18 protein-coding genes and 1 tRNA gene are annotated in these 23492 nt (G+C 68.6%); 7 read left to right on the top strand and 12 right to left on the bottom strand.

Features of this window, described 5'->3' with window-relative positions; genetic code table 11:
• The first annotated feature begins 11 nt into the window (after window positions 1–11).
• The 6 genes from ACT3TD_RS03470 to ACT3TD_RS03445 all read left to right on the top strand — a co-directional run bounded on the left by ACT3TD_RS03470 (window position 12) and on the right by ACT3TD_RS03445 (window position 7297).
• Complete coding sequence (locus ACT3TD_RS03470; RefSeq protein WP_301443137.1) at window positions 12–2453, top strand: HAD-IC family P-type ATPase; 2442 nt, start codon at window positions 12–14, stop codon at window positions 2451–2453.
• Complete coding sequence (locus ACT3TD_RS03465) at window positions 2446–2844, top strand: MmcQ/YjbR family DNA-binding protein (protein ID WP_301443136.1); 399 nt, start codon at window positions 2446–2448, stop codon at window positions 2842–2844. The genes ACT3TD_RS03470 and ACT3TD_RS03465 overlap by 8 nt, the downstream gene beginning before the upstream one ends.
• Window positions 2845–2880: 36 nt before the next feature.
• On the top strand, window positions 2881–4008 hold the full coding sequence (locus tag ACT3TD_RS03460; RefSeq protein ID WP_301443135.1) for an LLM class flavin-dependent oxidoreductase: 1128 nt from the start codon (window positions 2881–2883) through the stop codon (window positions 4006–4008).
• Complete coding sequence (locus ACT3TD_RS03455; RefSeq protein WP_441578960.1) at window positions 4005–4679, top strand: CE1759 family FMN reductase; 675 nt, start codon at window positions 4005–4007, stop codon at window positions 4677–4679. The genes ACT3TD_RS03460 and ACT3TD_RS03455 overlap by 4 nt, the downstream gene beginning before the upstream one ends.
• Before the next feature lie 106 nt (window positions 4680–4785).
• Window positions 4786–6981, top strand: a complete 2196-nt coding sequence (locus ACT3TD_RS03450) for an MMPL family transporter (RefSeq protein WP_444614800.1) — start codon at window positions 4786–4788, stop codon at window positions 6979–6981.
• Window positions 6893–7297 carry a hypothetical protein gene (locus ACT3TD_RS03445; RefSeq protein ID WP_444614801.1) on the top strand — a complete coding sequence of 135 codons (405 nt, stop codon included), beginning with the start codon at window positions 6893–6895 and terminating at the stop codon, window positions 7295–7297. Before ACT3TD_RS03450 ends, ACT3TD_RS03445 begins: the two co-directional genes overlap by 89 nt.
• A 17-nt stretch (window positions 7298–7314) precedes the next feature.
• Here ACT3TD_RS03445 and ACT3TD_RS03440 read toward each other — a convergent pair whose 3' ends face one another.
• From ACT3TD_RS03440 to ACT3TD_RS03395, 10 genes are all read right to left on the bottom strand, one after another.
• Entirely contained in the window at window positions 7315–8256 is a 942-nt protein-coding gene (locus tag ACT3TD_RS03440) for an amidohydrolase family protein (protein ID WP_301443501.1), read from the bottom strand.
• 132 nt (window positions 8257–8388) lie between these two features.
• A tRNA-Arg gene (locus tag ACT3TD_RS03435) sits at window positions 8389–8461 on the bottom strand.
• Between the two features lie 61 nt (window positions 8462–8522).
• On the bottom strand, window positions 8523–9710 hold the full coding sequence (locus tag ACT3TD_RS03430; protein WP_441578963.1) for a cation:proton antiporter: 1188 nt from the start codon (window positions 9708–9710) through the stop codon (window positions 8523–8525).
• 179 nt (window positions 9711–9889) lie between these two features.
• Window positions 9890–11521, bottom strand: coding sequence for a solute symporter family protein (locus tag ACT3TD_RS03425; protein WP_301443499.1), 1632 nt, complete (start codon window positions 11519–11521; stop codon window positions 9890–9892).
• 29 nt (window positions 11522–11550) lie between these two features.
• Window positions 11551–11919: a DUF485 domain-containing protein gene (locus ACT3TD_RS03420; protein ID WP_301443498.1), complete on the bottom strand. Its 369-nt coding sequence runs from the start codon at window positions 11917–11919 to the stop codon at window positions 11551–11553.
• 257 nt (window positions 11920–12176) lie between these two features.
• Window positions 12177–12419, bottom strand: a complete 243-nt coding sequence (locus ACT3TD_RS03415) for a mycoredoxin (RefSeq protein ID WP_301442813.1) — start codon at window positions 12417–12419, stop codon at window positions 12177–12179.
• 17 nt (window positions 12420–12436) lie between these two features.
• Window positions 12437–13054 (bottom strand): dihydrofolate reductase, encoded by a 618-nt coding sequence (locus ACT3TD_RS03410; RefSeq protein WP_301442812.1) that lies wholly within the window; start codon window positions 13052–13054, stop codon window positions 12437–12439.
• Between the two features lie 20 nt (window positions 13055–13074).
• Entirely contained in the window at window positions 13075–13887 is an 813-nt protein-coding gene (locus ACT3TD_RS03405; RefSeq protein WP_301442811.1) for a thymidylate synthase, read from the bottom strand.
• A gap of 45 nt (window positions 13888–13932) precedes the next feature.
• On the bottom strand, window positions 13933–15168 hold the full coding sequence (locus ACT3TD_RS03400; protein WP_441578965.1) for a phospholipase D-like domain-containing protein: 1236 nt from the start codon (window positions 15166–15168) through the stop codon (window positions 13933–13935).
• 28 nt (window positions 15169–15196) lie between these two features.
• The gene (locus tag ACT3TD_RS03395) at window positions 15197–15964 is read right to left on the bottom strand and encodes a 3'(2'),5'-bisphosphate nucleotidase CysQ (RefSeq protein ID WP_301442809.1); all 768 of its coding nucleotides are present in this window, start codon (window positions 15962–15964) and stop codon (window positions 15197–15199) included.
• Between the two features lie 130 nt (window positions 15965–16094).
• Between ACT3TD_RS03395 and ACT3TD_RS03390 the strand changes: the two genes are divergently transcribed.
• Complete coding sequence (locus ACT3TD_RS03390; protein WP_441578966.1) at window positions 16095–20963, top strand: DEAD/DEAH box helicase; 4869 nt, start codon at window positions 16095–16097, stop codon at window positions 20961–20963.
• Window positions 20964–21054: 91 nt separating this feature from the next.
• Here ACT3TD_RS03390 and ACT3TD_RS03385 read toward each other — a convergent pair whose 3' ends face one another.
• Window positions 21055–22185 (bottom strand): Swt1 family HEPN domain-containing protein, encoded by a 1131-nt coding sequence (locus tag ACT3TD_RS03385; protein WP_301442807.1) that lies wholly within the window; start codon window positions 22183–22185, stop codon window positions 21055–21057.
• Window positions 22182–22994, bottom strand: coding sequence for a DUF4143 domain-containing protein (locus ACT3TD_RS03380; RefSeq protein WP_301442806.1), 813 nt, complete (start codon window positions 22992–22994; stop codon window positions 22182–22184). Before ACT3TD_RS03380 ends, ACT3TD_RS03385 begins: the two co-directional genes overlap by 4 nt.
• Window positions 22995–23492 lie beyond the last annotated feature (498 nt).

Genomic DNA, 23492 nt, shown 5'->3' with positions numbered 1-23492 from the left:
GAGGAAGGTAGATGGCGGTGTCCCAGAACATCGGCGGTGACCTGACCGGGCTGAGCTCGGCGGAGGTGGCGCAGCGCGTCCGTGAGGGCAGGACGAACGAGGTCGGACGCAGTACCGGCCGCAGTGTGTGGCAGATCATCCGGGCGAACGTCTTCACCCGGGTCAACGCGATCCTCGGCGTGCTGTGCGTGATCGTGCTGTCCACCGGGTCGTGGATCAACGCGGCGTTCGGCCTGCTGATCATCGCCAACTCGGCGGTGGGGGTAATCCAGGAGCTGCGTGCCAAGCGCACGCTGTCCAACCTGCGCATCGTCGGGGAGACGCAGCCCACCGTGCTGCGCGACGGGGAACGCCGCACCGTGCACCAGTCCGAGGTCGTGGTGGACGACCTGGTCGTGGTGCGCACCGGCGACGAGATCGTGGTCGACGGCCCACTGGTGGCCGTGGTCGACAGCGGCTTCTCCGTCGACGAGTCGCAGCTCACCGGTGAGGCGGACGCGGTGTCCAAGCAGGTCGGCGACGAGGTGCTCTCCGGGTCCTTCGTCTCCGCCGGCACCGCGGTGTTCCGCGCCGGGCGGGTGGGGCAGGACGCCTACGCCGCCAAGCTCGCCGCCGAGGCCAGCGAGTTCTCGCTGACCGACTCGGTGCTGATGAGCGGCATCAACTCCATCCTGCGGGTGATCACCTGGCTGCTGATCCCCACCGGTGTGCTCACGATCTGGACGCAGCTGGTGCGTTCCGGCACCGGCGTGCGCGAGTCGATCCTGTCGATGGCGGCGGCGATCGTGCCGATGGTCCCCGAGGGGCTGGTGCTGATGACGTCCATCGCCTTCGCCGCCGGGGTGGTACGCCTCGGCAGGTACAAGGCGCTGGTCAACGAGCTCGTCGCGATCGAGGGCCTGGCCCGCGTGAACACGGTGTGCACGGACAAGACCGGCACGCTGACCACCAACGAGATGGAGTTGGACGGCGTCTACGCCGCCGACGGGTCCGTGGCGTCGCCCGCGGCGCGCGAGGCGTTGGGCCGCCTGGTGGCGTCCCAGCAGGACCGCAACACCACCGCCGAGGCGATCCTGGCGTCCTTCGGGGACGCTGACGGGGAATCCGCGCCGGACCCTTTCGAGGGCACGGAGATTCCCTTCGGGTCGGCGTGGAAGTACTCCGGCGTGCAGCTGGAGGACGCCGCTTGGATCCTCGGCGCGCCGGACGTCCTGCTCGCCGACGGGGTCGCCGCGGCGACCGCCCGCGAGCTCGGCGACCGGGGACTGCGCGTCCTGGCGTTCGGGCGGGTGGACGGCACACCCGCGCAGGACGGCTCGACCGTACCGACACTCCAGGACCCGACGCTCGTCGCGCTCGGCCAGCAGCTGCGTCCCGATGCCCGCGAGACGCTCGACTTCTTCGACACCCAGGACGTGGACCTGAAGATCATCTCCGGTGACAACCCGGACTCCGTGGCCGCCGTCGCCCGCGGTGCCACCGACCACGAGCTGGTTGCCGTGGACGCCCGCGACCTCGACGACCTGTCGGAGGAGGACTTCGACGCCGAGGTCGCCCGCGCCAACGTCTTCGGCCGGGTGCGTCCCGAGCAGAAGCAGCAGATGGTCGGCTCACTGCACCGGGCGGGGCGCACGGTGGCGATGACCGGCGACGGGGTCAACGACGTGCTGGCGTTGAAGAAGGCAGACATCGGCGTGGCCATGGGTGCGGGTGCCCCGGCGACGCGCAGCGTGGCTCAGCTGGTGCTGCTGGACAACCGGTTCTCCGCGCTGCCGCGGGTGGTGGGGGAGGGCCGCCGGGTGATCGGCAACATCGAGCGGGTGGCGAACCTCTTCCTCACCAAGACCGTGTACTCGGTGGTGCTGGCGCTGGTGGTGGCGGTGCTGGGCATGTCCTTCCCGTTCCAGCCGATCCACGTGACCATCACCGGCTGGTTCACCATCGGGATCCCGGCGTTCATCCTGGCGCTGGCGCCGAACAACGAGCGTCCGCGGGACGGCTTCCTGCGCCGCGTGCTCGCACTGGCCGTGCCGTCCGGCGTGCTTGTCGGCGGCATCGCCGTGGCGATGTGGATCGTGGTGTACCCCGGTGGCGACGCCCCGGCGATGGAGCGGGCCCAGGCGGGCACGGCGGTGCTTTTGGCGCTGATCGTGATGGGGCTGTGGGTGCTGGGCATCGTGGCACGGCCGCTGGTGTGGTGGAAGGTGCTGCTGCTGGTGGGCTGCGTGACCGGCTACGTGCTGCTGTTCACGGTGCCGTTCCTGCGCGAGCTGGTGCTGCTGGAGCCCGGCAACACCGGCCTGATGCTGACCGGTCTGGTGGTCGGCGCGGTGGGCTGTGCGGCGATCGAGGCGGTGCATCGGCTGGTGCAGTGGTGGGCGCGTAGGACACGGAAAACACAGAAAACACAGAAAACGCAGGAAGCGCTGAGTAAGGAGGACGCCGATGCGTGAGCCGCAGGAGGTCGCGCGTGAGCGCGCGGAGGAGCTGCCGGGGGCGCGTCCGACCGCGCCCTTCGGGCCGGACTGGGAGGTGCACAAGGTGCACGGCAAGGTCTTCATGCTGCTCACGGAGGTCACCGGTGAGCCGATCGTGATCCTGAAGTCCGACCCGGTGGAGTCGACGGCGTTGCGGGAGCAGTACCGGCTGATCACGCCGGGCTACCACATGAACAAGCGGCACTGGATCACCCTGAAACCGGGGAACGGTGAGGGGTTAGAAGAGGATCTGGTGCGCGAGCTGGTGACCGAGTCCTACCGTCTGGTGGTTGCCAACAACCTGCCGCGGAAGCGCTGGCCGATCGACCCGGAGACCTTCGGGAAACCGGGGATCCACCCAAAGTAGTTGACATGTCATCTACTTTGGGTGGATCATGGGGACATGGACTTCGGAATCTTCACCATCGGTGACGTCACAACGGACCCCACCACCGGACGCACCCCCAGCGAACACGAGCGCATCGCCGACACCGTCGAGTACGCGAAGAAGGCCGAGGAGGTCGGCCTCGACGTCTTCGCCACCGGCGAGCACCACAACCCGCCCTTCGTCGCCCCGGCGAACCCGCCGATCCTCATGGCCCACCTCGCCGCGGTGACCGAGAACATCCGGTTCTCCACCGCCACCACCCTGATCACCACCAACGACCCGGTCCGTCTGGCGGAGGACTACGCCTACGCCCAGCACCTCACCGGCGGACGCATCGACCTGATGATGGGCCGCGGCAACACCGGCCCGGTGTACCCCTGGTTCGGCAAGGACATCCGCCGGGGCATCCCGCTGGCCGTGGAGAACTACCACCTGCTGCGCCGACTGTGGCGTGAGCAGGACGTCTCCTGGAAGGGCGAGTTCCGCACGCCGCTGCAGAACTTCACCGCCACGCCGCGTCCGCTGGACGACGTCCCGCCGTTCGTCTGGCACGGCTCGATCCGCTCCCCGGAGATCGCCGAGCAGGCCGCGTACTACGGCGACGGCTTCTTCCACAACCACATCTTCTGGAACATCGAGCACACCGCACAGATGGTGAACACCTACCGTGAACGCTTCGAGCACTACGGCCACGGCTCGGCCGACCAGGCGATCGTGGGCCTGGGCGGGCAGGTCTTCATCGGCGACACCGAGCAGAAGGCCAAGGACTTCTTCCGGCCCTACTTCGACAACGCGCCGGTCTACGGCCACGGCCCCAGCATGGAGGACTTCACCCGCATGACCCCGCTGACCGTGGGCACGGTCGACCAGGTCATCGAGCGTTACCTCGGCTACGCCGACGCCGTGGGCGACTACCAGCGCCAGATGTTCCTCGTCGACCACGCCGGACTGCCGAAGGAGGTCGTGATGGAGCAGATCGAGATCCTCGGCACCGAGGTCGTCCCGGTGCTGCGCCGTGAGCTCGAGGCCAGGCGCCCCGCGCACGTGCCCTCCGGGCCGCCGTCCCACGCCTCCCTCGTGGCCGCGGGAATGGACGACCCCTTCCACGACGTTGACCCCGTGAAGGAGAGGAGCACGAAGTGAGCAACCTGCAGAACGGTCCGGGCAACGACCGGACGCTGGTCGTCGTCAACGCGGGGCTGAGCAACCCGTCGAGCACCAGCGACATCGCCGTGCGTGTGGCGGACGCCGCGGTGGGTGCTGGCGCAGCCGTCGAGATCGTGGACCTGCGCTCGCTGGCCGGCGACCTGGCCACGTTCATGACCACCATGATCCCCACCCCCGAGCTGGACCGTGCCCGTGCGCTCGTCTCCAGTGCCGACGCGCTGATCGCCGCCACGCCGGTCTTCCAGGGCAGCTACGCCGGACTGTTCAAGATGTTCTTCGACACCCTGGAGAAGCACGCGCTGCGGGGAGTTCCGGTCAGCCTCGTCGCCACCGCCGGCACGCCCCGGCACTCGATGGTGCTGGACTACGCCATGCGCCCGCTGCTGTCGTTCCTGCAGGCCACGGTCCTGCCGACCGGTGTTTTCGTCGCCACCGGCGAGTTCGGCGAGGCCGGGTCCGACGGGGAGGACGGTGACCTGCAGGAGCGCATCGCCCGCGCCGGGCGCGAGCTGGCCGCAGAGTTGGGTACCGGGCTGGTGGGTGGAACCGCCGCCCCCGCCCCCGCATCTGACGACGCCTCTGGCGACGCCGACACCGGCGGTATCGGCGGCTTCGAGGCCCTGCTGAAGGCGCACTCGGGTTCCTGACCTCCGGCACATGGATTAGGCACCGAATTCTGGGTGCCGGTTTCTGGCACTCTTGGGTCTCAACGCCGTGGGCTCCCGTGGCGACGACGCCCGAGGAGACGCCACCGTGCACGCAGCAACTACAGCGACCGCACCGACCACCCTGCTGCGACGACTGCTCCCGGCCCTGCTGATCCTGCTGTGGCTCGCGGTCGCGGCCGTCGGCGGCCCGAAGTTCGGGGAGATCAGCGAGGTCGCCACCAACGACCAGTCGTCCTTCCTGCCCGAATCCGCCGAGTCCACGCAGGTCGGCGAGCGGCTGGCGGACTTCCAGGACTCCGGGGCCGCCCCGGCGATCGTGGTGCTCACCGGTCAGGACGACACCTCCCTGGACCCCGCGACCGTGGCCGGCCTCGCTGATCTGCCCGACCGGCTCATCGCCGCTGTCGACGGGCTGGGTGAGGGCACCGGCACCGAGGCCAGCCCGCCGATCCCCTCGGAGGACGGTGAGGCGGTGCAGCTCATCGTCCTGCCGCCGGAGGGCGTGGCCCCGGCGGACGCGGTCGACGCCCTGAACTCACCCCTAAACGAAGCTCTCCCGGACACCCTGGACGCCCGCATCACCGGCCCCGCCGGGTTCAGTGCGGACCTCTCGGAGGCCTTCGCCGGCATCGACGGCCTGCTCCTGCTCGTCGCCGTCGCCGCGGTCCTGGTGATCCTGGTGCTGGTGTACCGCTCGCCGTTCCTGCCGTTCATCGTCCTGCTGAGTTCGATGGTGGCCCTGTGCGCCGCGGTGCTGGTCAACGTGGCCCTGGCGCGCTCCGGGGTGGTGATGATCAACGGCCAGATCCAGGGGATCCTGTTCATCCTGGTCATCGGCGCGGCCACGGACTACGGGCTGCTGTACACCGCACGTTACCGCGAGGAACTGGGACGTCACCCGGACGCCTGGTCGGCGACGGTGGCGGCATTGCGCGGCACGTGGCAGCCGGTGCTCGCCTCGGCGGCGACGGTGAGCGCGGGGCTGCTGTGCCTGCTGCTGTCCGACCTGGCGTCCAACGCAGGGCTCGGTCCGGTGGCGGCGGTGGGCATCGCCGCGGCGTTCCTCACCTCGTTGACGTTCCTGCCGGCGGTGCTGGCGCTGCTGGGGCGCCGGGTCTTCTGGCCGCGCGTGCCGCACGACGCACAGGACGCACAGGACGCCGCAGCGTCCGGCGGTGGGCTGTGGCCACGCGTGGCGGAGGTCGTCGGACGCCACCCGCGACGCATCGCCGCCGGCGTCGGCGTCGTCCTGGTGGCCGGGTGCGCCGGCCTGTTCGCCCTGGACGCCGACGGCGTGCCCACCAGCGACTACGTGATCGGGCAGAGTGACGCGCGCGACGGACAGGACGTCCTCGACGAGCACTTCCCGGCCGGTTCCGGGGCGCCGACGTACGTGCTCACACCCGCCGGGAACCAGGACGAGGTGGAGTCGGCGGTGGCCGCGCTGAACGGTGTGGCGTCGGTGGACGCCACCGGCGCTGACTCCCCGGAAGGACGCACCGAGGTCGACGGAGACATCCTGCTCGAGGTCACGCTCGCCGACTCCCCGTACTCCGATGCGGCGGAGGACACCGTGCGCGAGATCCGCGCGGAGGTCGGGGACTTAGGAGCGATGGTCGGCGGGACGACCGCCACCGAGCTGGACACCAAGGAGACCTCCGTCGCCGACCGTACGCTGATCATCCCGATCGTGCTGCTGGTGATCACGGTGATGCTCGCGCTGCTGCTGCGCGCGGTGGTCGCACCTCTGGTGCTGCTGGCCACCACGGTGCTGAGCTTCGGTACGGCGCTGGGCGTGGGGGCGGTGATCTTCTCGCTGGTCGGGTTCAGCGGGTCTGATCCGTCGGTGCCGCTGTACGCGTTCGTGTTCCTGGTGGCGTTGGCGATCGACTACAACATCTTCCTCATGACGCGTGTCCGCGAGGAGTCCATGGTCCACGGCACTGCCGAGGGGGTCAGCCGCGGGCTGGTCAGCACCGGCGGGGTGATCACGAGTGCGGGCATCGTGCTGGCCGCGACCTTTGCCGCGCTGCTGGTCATCCCGATCCAGTTCCTGGTGCAGCTGGCGATCATCATCTCCCTGGGCGTGCTGATCGACACCTTCCTGGTGCGCTCGTTCCTGGTACCGGCGTTGACGCACATTCTCGGCGATCGGATCTGGTGGCCGGGGAGAACCGGTAGGGTGCGTGGACATGAGCCGCACAGAACTGGTGACCATGCTGATCCTGCCCGAGGTGGAGCAGGAGGTGATCACCGAGCTGGAGCGACGCCTGGGGCGTGATGTCGGGGTGGTCTTCACCGACGGGGACGAAGAGGACACCGCTTCCCTGGTGGAGCAGTGGACCATCGAGCACCCCGGACAGCCGGTGGGGCAGCGGCGGATACGGACGATCGGTTCGGGTGCCGACAGCCCCGTGGATGCCACCGGCTTCGCGGATTCCGAGGCGCAGCAGGTGGCTGAGGCGGTCGTGGACATCATCTGCCCGCACGCACGCGAGGAGGAGCGCCAGCTTCAGGCGGGCGAGCTGTTCGAGGTGACACCCGACGCGATCCCGTGGTCGGGGCACACGCTGTTGTGGGAGGGCCGGGAAGTGTAGGCAGACCCCGGCCGAAGTCAGGGAACCAGACGGGGGAACAACACCTCGGCCGCGCCGCGGTTCACCTCGTGCTGCTGGCCGGTGGTGAATCCGTCGTAGGTCTCGAGGAAGGAGTTGAAGTAGGTTCCCGCCTTCTCGTTGGCGAAGGGCCAGTCGCTGCCGTAGAGGACGTGTCCGGGGGCGGCGAACTCGAGGAGGCTGGGGAGCGAACTCGGGCTGGAGGCCAGGGCAGTGTCGAAGTAGAAGCGTCTCATCGCGGTCAGGACGCTGTCCTCGGTACATCCGGTATCGACCGTCGTCGCGGTGAGTGAGGCGAAACGGTAGGCGGCGTACGGTAGGAATCCGCCGCCGTGGGCAAGGATCACCCTCATGTCCGTGTACCGGTTCATCACTCCGGCCAACACCATGTTCAACGCCGTCCTGGTCGTGTCGAAGACGTAGTCGGCCATGGGGGCCGGGGTGCCGTCCAGCAGCGGCATCGGTGGTTGTGCCGGGTGGATGAACACCACTGCGCCGCGTGCGTCCAGTTCCTGCCACAGCTGCTCGTAGTCCGGGTCGCCCAGGTACTTCCCGCCGGCGTTGGACATCAGGACGACGCCGTCCGACCCCAGGACGTCCAACGCGTACACGGCCTCCTCGACGGCCCCGTCGGCGTCGGGCAGCGGGAGCGAGGCGAAGGTGCCGAAGCGGTCCGGCCGGTCCTTCGCCAGTTCCGCGCCGAAGTCGTTGACGGCGCGGGCCAGGCCCCGCGGGTCGTCGATACCTTCGAAGGAAGTGCCGGGGGAGGTGACCGAGAGGACTCCGGTCGCGATGCCCTGCCTGTCCATCATGTCGACGGCGGACGCCGGGCTCCAGTCCGGCGTGGGCCATCCCCCGGAGGTCGTCCCGGTGCTCTCCAACGCCTCCCGCCACCGGGGCGGGATGATGTGCTGGTGTACGTCGATGCGGTCATGTGGCATGGGCTACCTCCCGGACTCTCGAAGTTAAGGATCTTACGTTCGCGATCCTACCCGTGGAGTGTGCCTCCCGGGGATGGTGCCCGATGCACGAAACAAGCCGCCGGTCTTGTCGACCGACGGCTTGTGTGACCGTGCCCCAGGGCAGATTCGAACTGCCGACACCCGCTTTAGGAGAGCGGTGCTCTATCCCCTGAGCTACTGGGGCGCACCGCAACAGTGTACCGTGCCGGGGCGGCGGCGTCGGAAACGAGGTAACCCGATGCAACTCAGTGTGCCGCGGGTTGTTCCCGCTTCGGGCCGACCGCCGGGGCGAGCAGCGGGAAGATCAGCACGGTGAGCGCCCCACCGGCGACGAGGAGGGACGCCTCCTCCTGGCCGATGATGCCCGAGGACGTCGCTACCTCGGTGACCGCGACGATGATCGGCAGGCCGGTGGCCGAGTACAGCGACATCTCGAACTTCTCCCGCCAGCCCGACAACCCGGAACCGGTGTTGCTCCACAGTTCCCGCAGGAAGATGGGCATGCCGCGGGCGATGAAGATCGTCGGGACGATGGCGAGCACGAACCACGGCCGGTCGGCGATCACGCCGGTGTCGATGGCCATGCCCGAGGTCACGAAGAACACCGGGATGAAGACGCCGTAACCGATGGTCTCCAGCTGCTCCTCCAGGCCCGTGCGGTAGGTCTCCGGCACGATCTGGTGCAGGATGATGCCGGTGGCGAAGGCGCCGAGCACCACGTCAAGGTCGAAGACCGCGGCGACCGCCATCAGGACGGCGAGCATGAGGACGACCGAGCGGATCACGGTCTGGTTCGTCGAACCGGCACCGTCGCGGATCGCCCAGCCGATCCACGGGGTGAGCGTCCGGACCGTCCTGGGCAGCAGCGCGACGACGATCGCGACGACGAAGAAGGCGGCGAGCACGGCGGCGCTGGCCCACGTCGTGCGGGCCGAGAGCAGGATCGCCATGGCGATGACCGGGGCGAGTTCGCCGATCGCGCCGTGGATCATCACGCTGTCGCCGACCCGGGTGCCGCTGAGACCGTTCTGCTTGAGGATGGGCATCAGTGTGCCCAGCGCGGTGGAGGTCAGGGCGATGCCGAGTCCGACGGAGACGCCGATGTCCCCGGAGGTCAGCAGCATCGCCGCGCCGAAGCTGAGCACCAGGCACATCGCCCAGGTCAGCAGGGCGTGGCCACCCTGGCGGGACTTGAGCATGGACGGGTTGATCTCCATGCCGGCGAGCAGGAACAGGAAACCGAGGCCGAGTTCGCGCAGCAGGTCGACGGCTTCACCGTCCGTGGCGAGCTGGAAGCCGAAGGGGCCGATGACCAGTCCGAGGATGAGCAGGAAGACGACGGCGGGGACACGCTTTCCGGTGAGGAAGGCGAGAACGGGTGCGAGGAGTCCGGCTCCGGCGATCCAGGCGAAGGAGACGAGGGCGTCTGTCATGTAGCTGAGCCTACCGGGTGTTTTCTCTTGGCTGGCAACGGAAGTCGGGGGACATAAAACACCGCCGCCCCCTCCCCGTGTGGTGTGTGGGGAGGAGACGGCGGTCGAGGTGGTGTGTGGTGTGTGAAGCGGTGGTGCGTGGTGTGGTGGATGCGGTGGAGTCGCTGGGAGGTGGGGCCTTAGTGCTCGACCACGGCCTCGACGCCGACGCCGGTGAGGGAGCGGACCTCCATCTCGGCCTGCAGCTCTTCCTTGTGGTCCGGCTTGCCGAGGTAGGTACCGACGATGCCGGCCAGGAAGCCGAGCGGGATGGAGATGATCGCAGGGTTGGTCAGGTCGATGAGCGACCAGTCGGAGTTGGCGAACATTGCGGTCTCGGTACCCGAGACGGAGTTGGAGAAGAACAGCACGACCAGGGAGGAGATGAGTCCCACGTAGATCGAGGAGACTGCGCCGGTGGTGTTGAAGCGCTTCCAGTACAGGGAGTACAGGATGGTCGGCAGGTTGGCGGAGGCCGCGATGCAGAAGGCCAGGGAGACCAGGAAGGCCACGTTCTGGTCCATCGCCAGGATGCCGAGGATGATTGAGGCGATGCCGATGACGACCACGGTGATCTTGGAGACACGGACCTGCTCGGCTTCGCTGGACTTGCCGCCACGCAGCACCGCGTCGTAGAAGTCGTGGGCGACGGAGGCGGAGGCTGTGATGGCGAGGCCGGCGACCACGGCGAGCACGGTGGCGAAGGCGACCGCGGATATCAGTGCCATGAAGATCGATCCGCCGAGCTCGAGTGCCAGCAGCGGGGCTGCGGCGTTCGCGCCACCCGGGGCGTTCTGGATCCGGTCGACTCCGACGTAGGCGGCGGCGGCGTAGCCCAGGATCAGGGTCAGCAGGTAGAAGCCACCGATCAGGACGATGGCCCAGGTCACGGACTTGCGGGCCTCACGGGCGGTGGGCACCGTGTAGAAGCGCATCAGAACGTGGGGCAGGCCGGCGACACCGAGGCACAGCGCCATGGCCAGGGAGATGAAGTCGAGCTGGCCCATCAGGGAACCGCCGTACTTCAGTCCGGGCTCGAGGATACCTTCGGGGTTCTCGGTGCCGGCCTCGGCGTGGTTGTCGATGGCCATCTGCAGCAACTCGGAGAAGTTGCCCTTGACCATGACCATGATGATCACGGCCATGACGACCACACCGGTGCACAGCAGCACTGCCTTGATCATCTGCACGTAGGTGGTGCCCTTCATGCCGCCGATGAGCACGTAGGCGATCATCACGGCACCGACCACGGCGACCACGGCGGCCTGGGCGGGCTTCTCGTGGATGTCGAGCAGCACGGAGACCAGCGAACCGGCGCCGGCCATCTGCGCGATCAGGTAGAACAGTGACACGAACAGCGTCGCGAAGGAGGCGGCCAGTCGGACCGGGCGCTGCTTCAGCCGGAAGGACAGTACGTCGGCCATGGTGAACTTACCGGTGTTACGCAGCGGCTCGGCGACCAGCAGCATCGCGACGACCCAGGCGACGAAGAAGCCGATCGAGTAGAGGAATCCGTCGTAACCCTGCAATGCGATGGCACCGACGATGCCGAGGAAGGATGCCGCGGAGAGGTAGTCGCCGGCGATGGCGAGACCGTTCTGCGTACCGGAGAAGCTGGCGCCACCGGTGTAGAAGTCCTTGGCGGAGTCCTTCTGCTGGGACTTGCTGGCCCGGGTCACGATGTACATCGTGATCACGATGAAGCCGACGAAGATGGCGATGTTGAGGATGGGGTTGCCCGTGTCCGACTGGGCGAGGAGATGTGTCTGCATGTTTTCTCTCAGTTCCGTGTCAGCGGGGCTTACGCCGGGGCGTTGCCGGTCTCGGCGAAGTCACCGGTGCGCTCGAGGCGGTCACGCAGTGCTGCGGTACGCGGCTCGAGCTCACGGTCGGCGAACTTCACGTAGGCGTAGGTGATGGCGAAGGTGGTCACGAACTGGAGCAGGCCCAGGATGATTCCGACGTTGATGTTGCCCCAGACCTTGCCGGCGAAGAGGTCGGGGGCGAACATGGCGAGCAGGACGTACGCTGCGAACCAGAGCAGCGCACAGATCGTCACGGGGAAGGCGAAGCCACGCTGCTTTTTGCGGAGCTCCTGGAACTCGGGGCTCTTCTGCGCCTCGACGAACTCCTCGGGGGTCGGTGTGTGCCGGAGGTCGGGTGTCGACATCGGCTCCCTTTCTGTCAGTGATAATGGTCACAGCCGCGCTGTGGATGGGTGTCAAGTTACAGAACCCGACGAAGCCATTTCAAGGCCAAATGTGACTGGGCGGGGGCGATGAACGCAGTGCACCCCCGTTCGTCGTCCTGACATGCGTCTAAGCGGGAGACAAACGGGGGTGGGGGTCGGGAGGGGTACGTCGCAGATGTGCGGCAGGCCCTCCGTAAGTGTTTCCGAAAATATGTGCTTATGGGTGTGCGGTTCCGCTAACCGAGCTCGGCGAGCTTCGCCCGGACGTCGTCCGCAGGCGGGTTGGTGGCGTGCGTGCCGTCGGAGTACTTCACGGTGGGCACCACACGGTTGCCGTCGTTGACGGACTTGACCCACTCGCCGGCGTCCGGGTGCTCCTCGACGTCGATACGCTCGTACGGGGTGTCGGTGGCGTCCAGGTCAGCGGTGAGCTGCTTGCAGAAGGGGCACCAGGTGGTGGTGTACAGGGTGACGGACATGGGTTACTCCTTGATCGTTAGCGGTTCGTGTTCGTGTATTCGCAGATACGGTAACGCAACGGGTCCTCGCCGGTCAGGGCGGTTCCCTTCGCCGACTCCAGCCAGGGGCCGTCGGCGACGGCGAAGGAGCCGTCCTCCAGCGTCGCACGCATGTCGGGGGCGGCGACGGTGAAGCGCTCCGGCGCCCCGCAGGCGATCTCGGTGACCACCACCCGGTCGGCGACCGGCAGGCACTGGCGGTAGATCTCCCCGCCACCGAGGATCCACACCGTGGGAACTGTGGACGCGTCCGCCCCGGCGACGCGGTAGGCGGCGGCGACGGCCTCCGGGATCGTCGCGCACACCGTCCCGCCCGGGGCGTCGTACGAGGTGTTGCGGGTGATCACCACGTTGTCGCGTCCGGGGAGGGGACGGAAGCGCGGGTCCAGGGCCTCCCACGAGATCCGGCCCATCACCACGGGTGCGCCCACGGTGGAGTTCTTGAAGTGTTCCAGGTCCTCCGGCAGGTACCAGGGCATGTCGGTGCCGTCGCCGATGATGTTGTCGGTGGTCTGCGCCCAGATCATCGCCACCTCGACGTCGTCCGGCAGCCCGGCGGCGCGCAGTGCGTCCCTGGTTAGTGTGGTATCGCTCATGGTGACTGTCTCGTCCTTCCTCACACCGCCACCGGGGCCTTGATACCCGGGTGCGGGTCGTAATCGTCCACGGAAATGTCGTCGAAGGTGTAGCTGAACATGTCGTCCGCCTTCGTCAGCGACAGCGTGGGGTAGGGGCGCGCCTCCCGGCTGAGCTGGCGTTCCACCTGCTCCACGTGGTTGTCGTAGATGTGGCAGTCGCCACCGGTCCACACGAACTCGCCGACCTCCAGGCCCGCCTGCTGGGCGAACATGTGGGTCAGGATGGAGTAGCTGGCGATGTTGAACGGCACGCCCAGGAACATGTCCGCGCTGCGCTGGTAGAGCTGGCAGGACAGCTTCCCGTCGGCCACGTAGAGCTGGAACATCAGGTGGCACGGCGGCAGAGCCATGTCGTCGAGCTCGGAGACGTTCCACGCCGAGACGATGTTGCGCCGCGAATCCGGGTTCTGCTTCAGCGTCTCCAACGCCGCGGCGATCTGGTCGACGTGTGCGCCGTCCGGGGTGGGCCAGCTGCGCCACTGGACGCCGTAGATGGGACCCAGGTCGCCGTTGTCGTCGGCCCACTCGTCCCAGATGCTCACCCCGTGCTCGTGCAACCAGGACACGTTGGAGTCCCCGCGCAGGAACCAGAGCAGTTCGCCCACGACGGACTTGAGGTGGACCTTCTTCGTGGTGATCAGCGGGAACCCCGCCGACAGGTCGTAGCGGATCTGGCGGCCGAACAGGCTGCGTGTGCCGGTGCCGGTGCGGTCGCCCTTGGCGGTGCCGTCGGCGAGGATCTCGGCCAGGAGATCCTCGTAGGGCGTGGAGATGGGGGAGGCGGAACTCATGGTGTCAAGAATAGGTGTCGTCGGTCCCGGCGGCATCCGCCGGGTTCATAACACCTTGCGCAGCGGCATCAGCGCGATCTCGGCGACACGGGACAGCGGGTGCTCGTCGCGCCAGGACGTGGAGTTGACCGTCTCGCAGTGCTCGATGTCGGCGGTGAAGATCTCCTCCAGCGTGGCCGCGAAGTCCTTGTCCGTCACCTCGATGTTCGTCTCGTAGTTGAAGGACAGCGACAGCCGGTCGATGTTCGCCGTACCCACCGTGGACCACTCGCCGTCGATGGTGGCGGTCTTCGCGTGGATCATCGTGGTGGCGTACAGGTGCAGTGTGATGCCGTGCTCCAGGATCTCGCCGTAGAACCCCCGGCTCACCCAGTCGGCGACCATGTGGTTGGACTCCTTGGGCACCATCAGGCGTACGTCCACCCCACGGTCGGACGCCCGGTAGAGCGCCTGCAGGATCTGCTGGTCCGGGATGAAGTAGGGCGTGGTGATCCAGATGTGGTCGCGGGCGCGCTCGATGGCGGTGAGGTACATGTTGCGCAGCGGGTACACCAGCTGCACCGGCAGGTTCGCCACGACCTGGATCCGGGAGTCCCAGCTGTCCGGGGCGGTCCAGGGGATGTCCCCGCCGTCCGGCCACTTCTGGTTCCACACCCGGGTGACCGCATTGCGCAGCCCCCAGGTCTTCGGGCCGACCTGGCGCACGTGGGTGTCGCGCCAGTGCCCGGCGAACTCGGAGCCGATGTTGTAGCCGCCGACGAAGCCGGTGTGGTCGTCGACGACGAGGATCTTGGAGTGGCACACCCCGGTGGTGCGTACCGGGGCGGTCCACAGTTTGCGGGTGACCACGGGCAGGCGGGCGACGTGGACCTTGTCGGAGAAGTTGCGGTAGAACGAGCGCGGCACCACGAGGTTGCCGAGGCCGTCGTAGATCACGTAGACGTCCACGCCACGGTCCGCGGCGGCGTTGAGTGCCTCGATGAAGGCCAGGCCGTCCTCGTCGGCCTTCCACATGTAGTTCTCCATGACGATGATGTCCTCGGCGGCGCCGATGGCGTCGACCATGTCGTCGTAGAGGCTGCGTCCGTCGGTGTAGACGGTCATCTCGGAGTCGCCGACGGTGGCGGAGAATGTGCCCGGACGTGGGGCCTCACGTTGCTTGCGGCCCTGGCGCCGGACGAGGTCGGCGGTGAGTGCGGGCAGGGCGGCGGCCGCGGCGAGGGCGGCGGCGCCGCTCACGGCGAGGCCACCGTAGGTGGCGGCGGTGCGGGCGGAAGTCATCCCGCCCAGTGTAGAGAAGCCCGCGGAGCTACGCGGTTGTGTAGGAACCGTTCTCCGCGGTGAACCGGGCGGCGGCGGCGAGGATGTCCTCGGCCACGTCGGGACGGCAGATCAGCAGGTCGGGGAGGTAGGTGTCCTCGTTGTTGTAGACCAACGGGGAACCGTCGAGGCGGCTGCAGTGCAGGCCGGCGGCCTGGCACACGCCGACTGGGGCGGCGTTGTCCCACTCGTACTGGCCTCCGGCGTGGATGTAGGCGTCGTTGTCGCCGAGCAGGACGCTGATGGCCTTGGCGCCGCAGGAACCCATCGTCGTGAGCTCCGCGCCGAGCGACTCGGCGACGTAGGGGGCCACGTCCGGCGTGCTGTTGCGCGAGATCACGAAGCGGTTCGTCGGCGCCCCGGAGACCGCACGGGACTCCGCGGAGGTGAACACCTGACCCAGGTCCGGCATGCCGACGGCGGAGACCGTGACGGTGCCCTTCACCGCCAGGGCGATGTGCACCGCCCAGTCCTGGCGCACGCCGGCGTACTCGCGGGTGCCGTCCAGCGGGTCGATGATCCACACCCGGTCCTTGCCGAGGCGGGAGAGGTCGTCGGTGGCCTCCTCGGAGAGCACCGCGTCGTCCGGGCGGTGCAGCGCCAGGGACCGGGCGATCCAGTCCTGGGCGATCGCGTCACCGGCGGCACCCAGATCCCCGCCCCGCAGAAGTCCCACGTTGCGGACCCCTTTGAGGATCTCTCCGGTGCCCTGGGCAAGGCGACCGGCAAGGGTCTCGTCGTCGATGAAGCGCGTCATGGGAACCCATTGTAATCGCAGCGGCGGGGAGTCACAGCGGAAAGTGTCGTGAAGTCCGCCGATGACGCCGGAGCAGGGCCTTTTGTGCGCCGGAAATTCCATGTCCGTGCCGCGTGGTTGACTGGTGGACATGACTGACGCCCCCGATCCGCTGGACCGTTTCTCCGCCCCGGTCGCCGCCTGGTTCCGTGAGGTGTTCAGCGAGCCCACGGTGGTCCAGTCACAGGCGTGGGACGCGATCAGCCGGGGCGACAACGCCCTCGTCGTCGCCCCGACGGGTTCGGGAAAGACGTTGGCGGCGTTCCTGTGGGCGCTGTCGAGGCTGACCTCGCAGGGGCTGATGAACAGGACGCAGGACGGTGCCGGCACACGCGTGCTGTACATCTCCCCGCTGAAGGCGCTGGGTGTGGACGTGGAGCGCAACCTGCAGGTCCCGCTCGCCGGTATCGCGCGCACCGCCGCGGCGTCCGGCGCCGACATCGCCCCGGTGCGCGTGGGCGTGCGGTCCGGCGACACCCCGCAGGCCGAGCGGGCGAAGATGCTGCGCACCCCGCCGGACGTGCTGATCACCACCCCGGAGTCGCTGTACCTCATGCTCACCTCCAAGGCAGCCGGCACGTTGCGCGGGGTGGACACCGTCATCGTCGACGAGGTCCACGCCGTGGCGGGCACGAAACGCGGTACGCACCTGGCACTGAGCCTGGAGCGGCTCGAGCAGCTCACCGAGGACCCCGTGCAGCGCATCGGGCTGTCGGCCACGGTGAACCCGGTGGACACCGTCGCCGCCTACCTCGGCGGGGACCGTCCGGTCACGGTGGTCAACCCGCCGACCACCAAGTTGTGGGACGTGCGGGTACGCAGCGTGGTCGAGGACTTCCGCGACCCGCCGGCGTTGGAGGACGTGGCGGCCGCGGCAGGGGAGGGCTCGGGAGATGACACGGGCGTCACGGACGATGCAGTGCCGTTCGACGAGGCGCTGGCCGGCCCGTCGTTGATCGGCGAGGGCGTCGGTGGGGTCACCGAGGCAGGCAGCGGTTCGCGGGTGGCGTCCGGCGTGGACCGCGAGTCCGCGCTGCCGCAGCAGAAGTCCGTGTGGCCGCACGTGCAGCGGGCGATCTACGAACAGGTCATGGACAACCGGTCCACCCTGGTGTTCGTCAACGCCCGGCGTACCGCCGAGCGGCTCACCGGCGCGCTCAACGAGATGTGGGCCCTGGAGCACGACCCGGACTCGTTGGCCCCGCCCACGCGACGCGACCCCGCCCAGCTCATGGCGCAGTCCGGTGCGGTGCCCGGCGCCCCGCAGGTCATCGCCCGGGCGCACCACGGGTCGGTGTCCAAGGACGAGCGTGCCGACATCGAGGCGGCGCTGAAGGACGGCTCGCTGCGGTGCGTGGTGGCCACCTCGTCGTTGGAGCTCGGCATCGACATGGGGCTGGTCGACCATGTGGTGCAGGTCGGGGCGCCGCCGAGCGTGTCTTCGGCGGTGCAACGCTGCGGGCGCGCCGGGCACTCCGTGGGTGCGGTGTCACGCGCCACGATCTACCCGCTGCACCGGGCGGATGCCGAGGTGGCGACCGTGATCGTGGACCGGATGCTCGCCGGCGACCTGGAGCCGTTGCGGGTGGTGGCCAATGCGCTGGACGTGCTGGCGCAGCAGACCGTCGCCGTGGCGGCACAGGCGGCCGCCCAGGTAGGGGAGGGCGACGGCACAGTGGACGTGGAGGACTGGTTCCGCACCGTCCGGCGTGCCCACCCCTACGCCGCCCTGCCGCGCGAGGCCTTCGACGGGGTGCTGGAACTGGTCAGCGGCCGGTACCCGTCCACCGACTTCGCCGAGCTGCGTCCCAAGGTGGTCTACGACCCGGCCACCGGGGCCTTCGAGGCACGCCCCGGTGCCCAGCGCACCGCGGTGACCTCGGGCGGGACGATCCCCGACCGTGGCCTGTTCGGCGTCTTCCTCCCTGCCGACGGAGACGCGAACACCGGTGGCCGGCGTGTCGGCGAGCTCGACGAGGAGATGGTCTACGAGTCGCGGGTGGGCGACGTGTTCACCCTGGGGGCCTCGTCGTGGCGGATCGCCGAGATCACCCGTGACCAGGTCATCGTCACCCCGGCGGCCGGGCACACCGGGCGCCTGCCGTTCTGGGTCGGCGACGCCGAGGGCCGTCCCGCCGATCTCGCCCCGGTGCTCGGCGCCGCGCGTCGCGGTTGGGGCAAGGGGAAAGACGGAGACCTGCGCGGCTCGGACTTCCTCGACGACTACACCCGGCGCAACCTCGACGACTTCTACGCCGGCCAACGCGAGGCCACCCAGGTCGTGCCCGATGAACGCACGATCCTGATCGAACGCTTCCACGACGAGGTCGGCGACTGGCGCGTGGTCGTCCACACCCCCTGGGGCCGTTCGGTGAACGCGCCCTGGGCACTGGCGATCGGGGCGGAGCTGTCGCGGCGCTCCGGCATCGACGCGATGGCCGTCGCCGGCGACGATGGCATCGTCCTGCGCCTGCCCTACACCGAGGACGCTCCGGGCGCGGAGCTGCTCACCGGCGGGGCAGGTGGCGTGGCAGGTTCGGACGCCGCGCCGGTCGTCGCCGAGGTCACCGACGCGGTCGGGTCGTCCGCCCTGTTCGCCGGCCGTTTCCGCGAGTGCGCCGCACGCGCCCTCCTGCTGCCTCGGCGAAACCCGGGCAAACGGCAGCCGTTGTGGCAGCAACGCCAGCGCGCCGCCCAGCTGCTGGACGTCGCCCGCCCGCACCCGGAGTTCCCGATCATGGTGGAGACCATGCGCGAGTGCCTGCGCGACGTCTACGACCTGCCCGCCCTGGAGAAGGTCGTCGCCGCGGTGGGCACCCGTGCGATGCGCGTCGCCGAGATCACCACCGAGACTCCCTCGCCCTTCGCCGAGTCCCTGCTGTTCAGCTACACCGGGGCGTTCCTCTACGAAGGCGACTCCGCAGACCGGGCCGCCGCGCTGACCGTGGACCCCGCACTGCTCGCCGCGGTGCTGGGGGCACGTGGTGAGGGCCTGGTGCTCGACCCGGACGTGGTCGCCGAGGTCGTCGACTCGCTGCAGTGGCTGGCGGAGGGGCGCCGTGCCGGCACCGCAGAGCAGGTCGTGGACATGCTGCGCGCCCTGGGCCCGTTGGCGCCCGAGGAGGTGCGGCGGCGGGTGGACCCCGTCGAGGTGGAGACGGTGGTCGACCAGGTTCGGGGCATGATTCCGCGGCGGGTGTGCGAGGTCAAGGTCGGCGGCGTGCGACGGTGGGCGGTGGTGGAGGACGCCGCCCTGCTGCGCGACGGTCTCGGCATCCCCGTGCCGCCCGGCGTCGCCGCCGCGAGCGCGACGGTGGACGACGCGGTCGACCAGCTCGTCCTGCGCTGGGCGCGCACCCACGGTCCGTTCAGCGCCGCCGAGGTGGCCGCCGAGTTCGGGCTGGGCGTGGCCACCGCCGACTCGTTGGCCCGGCGGTGGGTCAGCGGTAGACGCCTGGAGTCCCATGAGGATAGGGGCGAGAACGAGTACGTGGACGCCGGCGTGCTGCGTCGGCTGCGCGCGGCCACGCTGGCCAAGGCCCGTGGGGCACTGGAACCGGTGAGCGTGCAGACCTACGCCGCGGTGCTCGCCGACTGGCACGGCCTGGGTGTCGGGGAGCGCGAGGACCTGCCCGGGGTCATCGAACAGCTCGCCGGGGTCGCGTTGCCCGCCAGTGCCTGGGAGACCGTGGTGCTGCCCGCGCGCATCCCCGACTACCGCACCGGCGACCTGGACGACCTGGTTGCCGCAGGCGAGGTCCTGGTGGTGGGGGCCGGGGCGACCTCGGCGACGGACCCGCGCATCATGCTGCTGCCCGCCGACCTGGCCCCCCTGCTCGTGGAGGAGACGGGCACCGATGAGGCTGCAGATGCTTCGGAGGATCCTGTGGGGCCGGTGGCGTCGCTGGTGCGTGACCGTGTCGGCGGGGGAGGGGCGTTCCTCGCCGCGGAGATCGAACGCGGGCTGGGGGACAGCAGCGACCACGACGCGGTGGACTCCGCCATCTGGGAACTCTTCGACGTCGGCCTACTCATGCCGGACTCCTTCGCCCCGATCCGGGCACGGTTGGCCGGCACCGGGATCACCGACCGTGCCGGTGGTGGAGCCGGTGGTAGAGCCGGGGGGACCGGTTCAGGTGCGCACAAGGCACCGCGACGCAACCGCGGCCGGGGCACCACCCGACGACTGAGGATGGGGCGCAGCACCTTCGCCCAGACCGTCGCGTCTCAGGAGGTCCGCTCGCGCCGGGCGGCGATGAACGCCCACGCAGGGGTGCCCGGACGCTGGTCACAGGTGCCCGTGGCAGAGGGCGCGGCGGCCGAACGCGCCATCGCCACCGGTGAGGCGTGGCTGGACCGCTACGCCGTGGTGACCCGCGGCGCGGTGATGGCAGAGCACACCGAGGGCGGATTCGCAGCGGCCTACCGGATGCTCACCGCCTGGGAGGACAACGGCACCGTGCTGCGCGGCTACGTGGTCGACGGCCTGGGCGGGGCACAGTTCGCCTCCCGGGAGGTCATCGACCAACTGCGCCGGGCAGAGGAGAACACCGACTCCGGCGACGGGGCGGCCGCCCCACGGCTGCTCGCGGCGTCCGACCCGGCGAACCCCTACGGTGCGGCGGTGCCCTGGCCGGACGTACCGGACGACGCACCGCGTCCGACCCGCGGTGCCGGCGCCCTGGTCGTCCTGCGTGACGGGCGGCTGCTGGCGCACCTGACGCGGGGCGGGCGCACGGTCACCGTGTTCACCAGGCCCGGACTGTCGGACGCTCCGACGCCGCTGGACCCCGGCGACGTTGCCGGCGTGGTCGCCGTGCTGTCCGACGCGGTACAGGCGGGCAGGCTGTCGCCGGTGACCGTGGAGCGCGTCAACGGTGTGGACGTGATGGGTGTGGCCACCGGTGTGTGGACCGAGGCCGGTGCCCGGTTCACGCCGAAGGGGCTGGTGGTGCGGTGACGGAGGCAAGTGGAGAGCCCGCCGATTTCACCTTCGATGAGTTCACCGCGGCGAAGAAGAAGTGAGCGGATTGCCGATGACACGCGCTTGATCAGAGGTGCTGCTGGGCACGGTCCAGATGCGCGGTGATCGCGCTGGTCATGCGCTTGCGGCCGAATGCCTGCAGGACAGCGCGCCGGGTTTCGCCATCTGAGGCACTCGGTGTGCGCGCGACGATGATGCGCCACGCATTGGCGATCTCGACCGGGCTGATGTCATCGAAGGGGCGGTCAGCCATGGAGTCATTCGGGCGGAACTCCCGCCAGCTTTCGGGGGTCATGTCGGACGGCCAGACGAAGTCGTCCTCATCGACGGCGAGTCCAATCTGCCGAAGTTGGCGGGCGATCTGCTGCTTCTTCTTGGGACCGCACCGGGACTTTCCGAATGACCTGGTCGTCAGTGTGATGAGCCGCTCGATACTGATGGGGCCCTCGAACTCAGCGATCTCGGCGGCGACTCCCCGCACCTGCATCTTGGCGGCCTTCTTGGGGAGGCCGTCGATGACCTCGGAGCCACCGGCGGGGACGACCTCCCAACCCTCGAACTCGTAGCGTCCGTTGCCGATGGTTGGCGTGTTGGTCGGGTCAGCACCCTTGCTGTCGGTGCGGTGCAGGTCGTCGGCGCTGGGGGCCGTGTAGTCGTCCTTCCGTTTCATGGGCTGATCGGCAGGCTGCACGGTGGGGAGATCCGGGAGCGACACTGATGCTCGCGACGCCTCGCCGTGCGCCGCAACGTAGGCGGTGATGAGCCTGGTCCGTTCCTCCTCGAGGCTGTGTGCGGCCGCGGCATCACCGAGGGAATTCAGGAGGCGTGCGCCGAAGTCTGCGGTACGGATCGCGTCGAGGTCGGTGAGGATGTCGTTGTGTGCCCACCGGTTGCGAATGATGCGAAGCTCGCTGGCGACGGTACTGACCTGACGGAGCTGGTCGTCGAAGGGGTAGCCGAGTCGACCGAGCCTCTCGGTGAGCATGCGGAGCTGGGATTGCAGGTCGGTGCGCCTGTAGGCCCGCGTAGCGCGCCCGCGGGAGTGATCGAGTTCGGTCAGCAGGCTCGTCCACTCCCGTCCCCGGAGCCGGTCCTGCAGGTGCCCGGCGATGAGTGGATCGAGGCGACGGGCGAGAGTGGTGAGGATCTCCGAGACCACGATTGTCGGGGAGATTGTGGCGCGGGGAGACTCGGTCATGCGATTGATTGTGCCATCTCGTCGTTCTGGAAAGACGGGGCCTCGCAGTGTTCGCACTCTGCTGGTGGTGCTCGCGAAACTTCGGTCGCGTCAGCTGCCGAGCAGGGCGAGGGGAATGACGGCGACACCGTCCGGGCGGCGGTAGGCGTACTGGCCCGAGTAGAGAACAACGAGGTCGACGACGTCGTCGGGGAACTGGTCGCGGAACCACAGGAGGTGCTCAACGTCGCCAGGGGCTCGAAGAGTACCCCCAGCAGGTGCGAGCCCCGGGGCAGCGTTAGATCCCTGGCGCTGAGGCCTTGCAGGCGTAGCGCCAGGGCTGGATCCACCAACTGGTGTTTCGGGGCGAGCTGGGCAGCCTTCAACGGGTTGCGTACCGGGTTCCAGGCAGGAACCGGATCAAGGACCCAGATCGGGGAGAGCAGGTCGCGGTAGTGCGCGGTGGTGTCCTTGCTCGGTTGGGAGCCGTCGCGGCCCGTCGTCGCGTCGAGGATTCGTGAGTAGGACGTCGGTGTCGACGACGCTGCGCCGTATGCCGCCAGCCAGCGACGAAGGGTTTCCGGTCGGCGTGCGGTATATCCGGCTCCCGGAAGGTCGCGATCCACGACCTGGCGAAGATAATTATCCAGGGCCTGGCTCCGCCGGCGCTCCGGAAGCGAGAGGATGCCAGGGAATCCGCTGTCCGCGATCGCCGCTGTGTAGTCGGGGAGTGTGGCGGCCGAGGTTTCGCTGATTCGGGGGTTATTCCCGGATATGACGTCGTTGAAGCGGACGGTAGCGGTGAAGTCCCCACGCTCGAACAGGGACATGGGGCGCATGCGCAATGAAATGATCCGTCCGGCCCCGGAGTGGGTGTTGGAGTCCGCCCTCGGAGCGGCGCTTCCCGTAGCGAGGAATCTGCCTGCCGGTGCGTGGCGGTCGACCGCACGTCGGACGGCGTCCCCCTTGTCCGTCTCGGATCCAGGGGACCGTCGGTACGGAAGGGGCGGGCAGGTGCCGCTAGAGAAGTTGTCTCCGGGGTGGAGAGATGTTCGCTCCGTACGAACTGTCGTATGTTCCGGATACTTATTAACAATTTTCGCCCGATATGCACTGAAGTGCATTGAATATTGCCGATCAGTGCGCGGTATTGACTATCTGATAGCCATTAAAAACTGCACATACCTACAAATATTCCATATCAAATGGGGGAATGTCGCGCTCGGTTGAATTTCGATGTATCTTCAAACTGTCCTGCGCCTACGGTGGCGAGACGAGGAATTGTCTGACGGAATTCCTCGGGGAACTATTTCTGTACGAAAGGCACT

The organism is Corynebacterium sp. AOP36-E1-14, from assembly GCF_052377495.1.
Lineage (GTDB): Bacteria > Actinomycetota > Actinomycetes > Mycobacteriales > Mycobacteriaceae > Corynebacterium.
The sequence above is the reverse complement of the archived record's forward strand: the minus strand, read 5'-3'. Positions and strand labels throughout refer to the sequence as shown.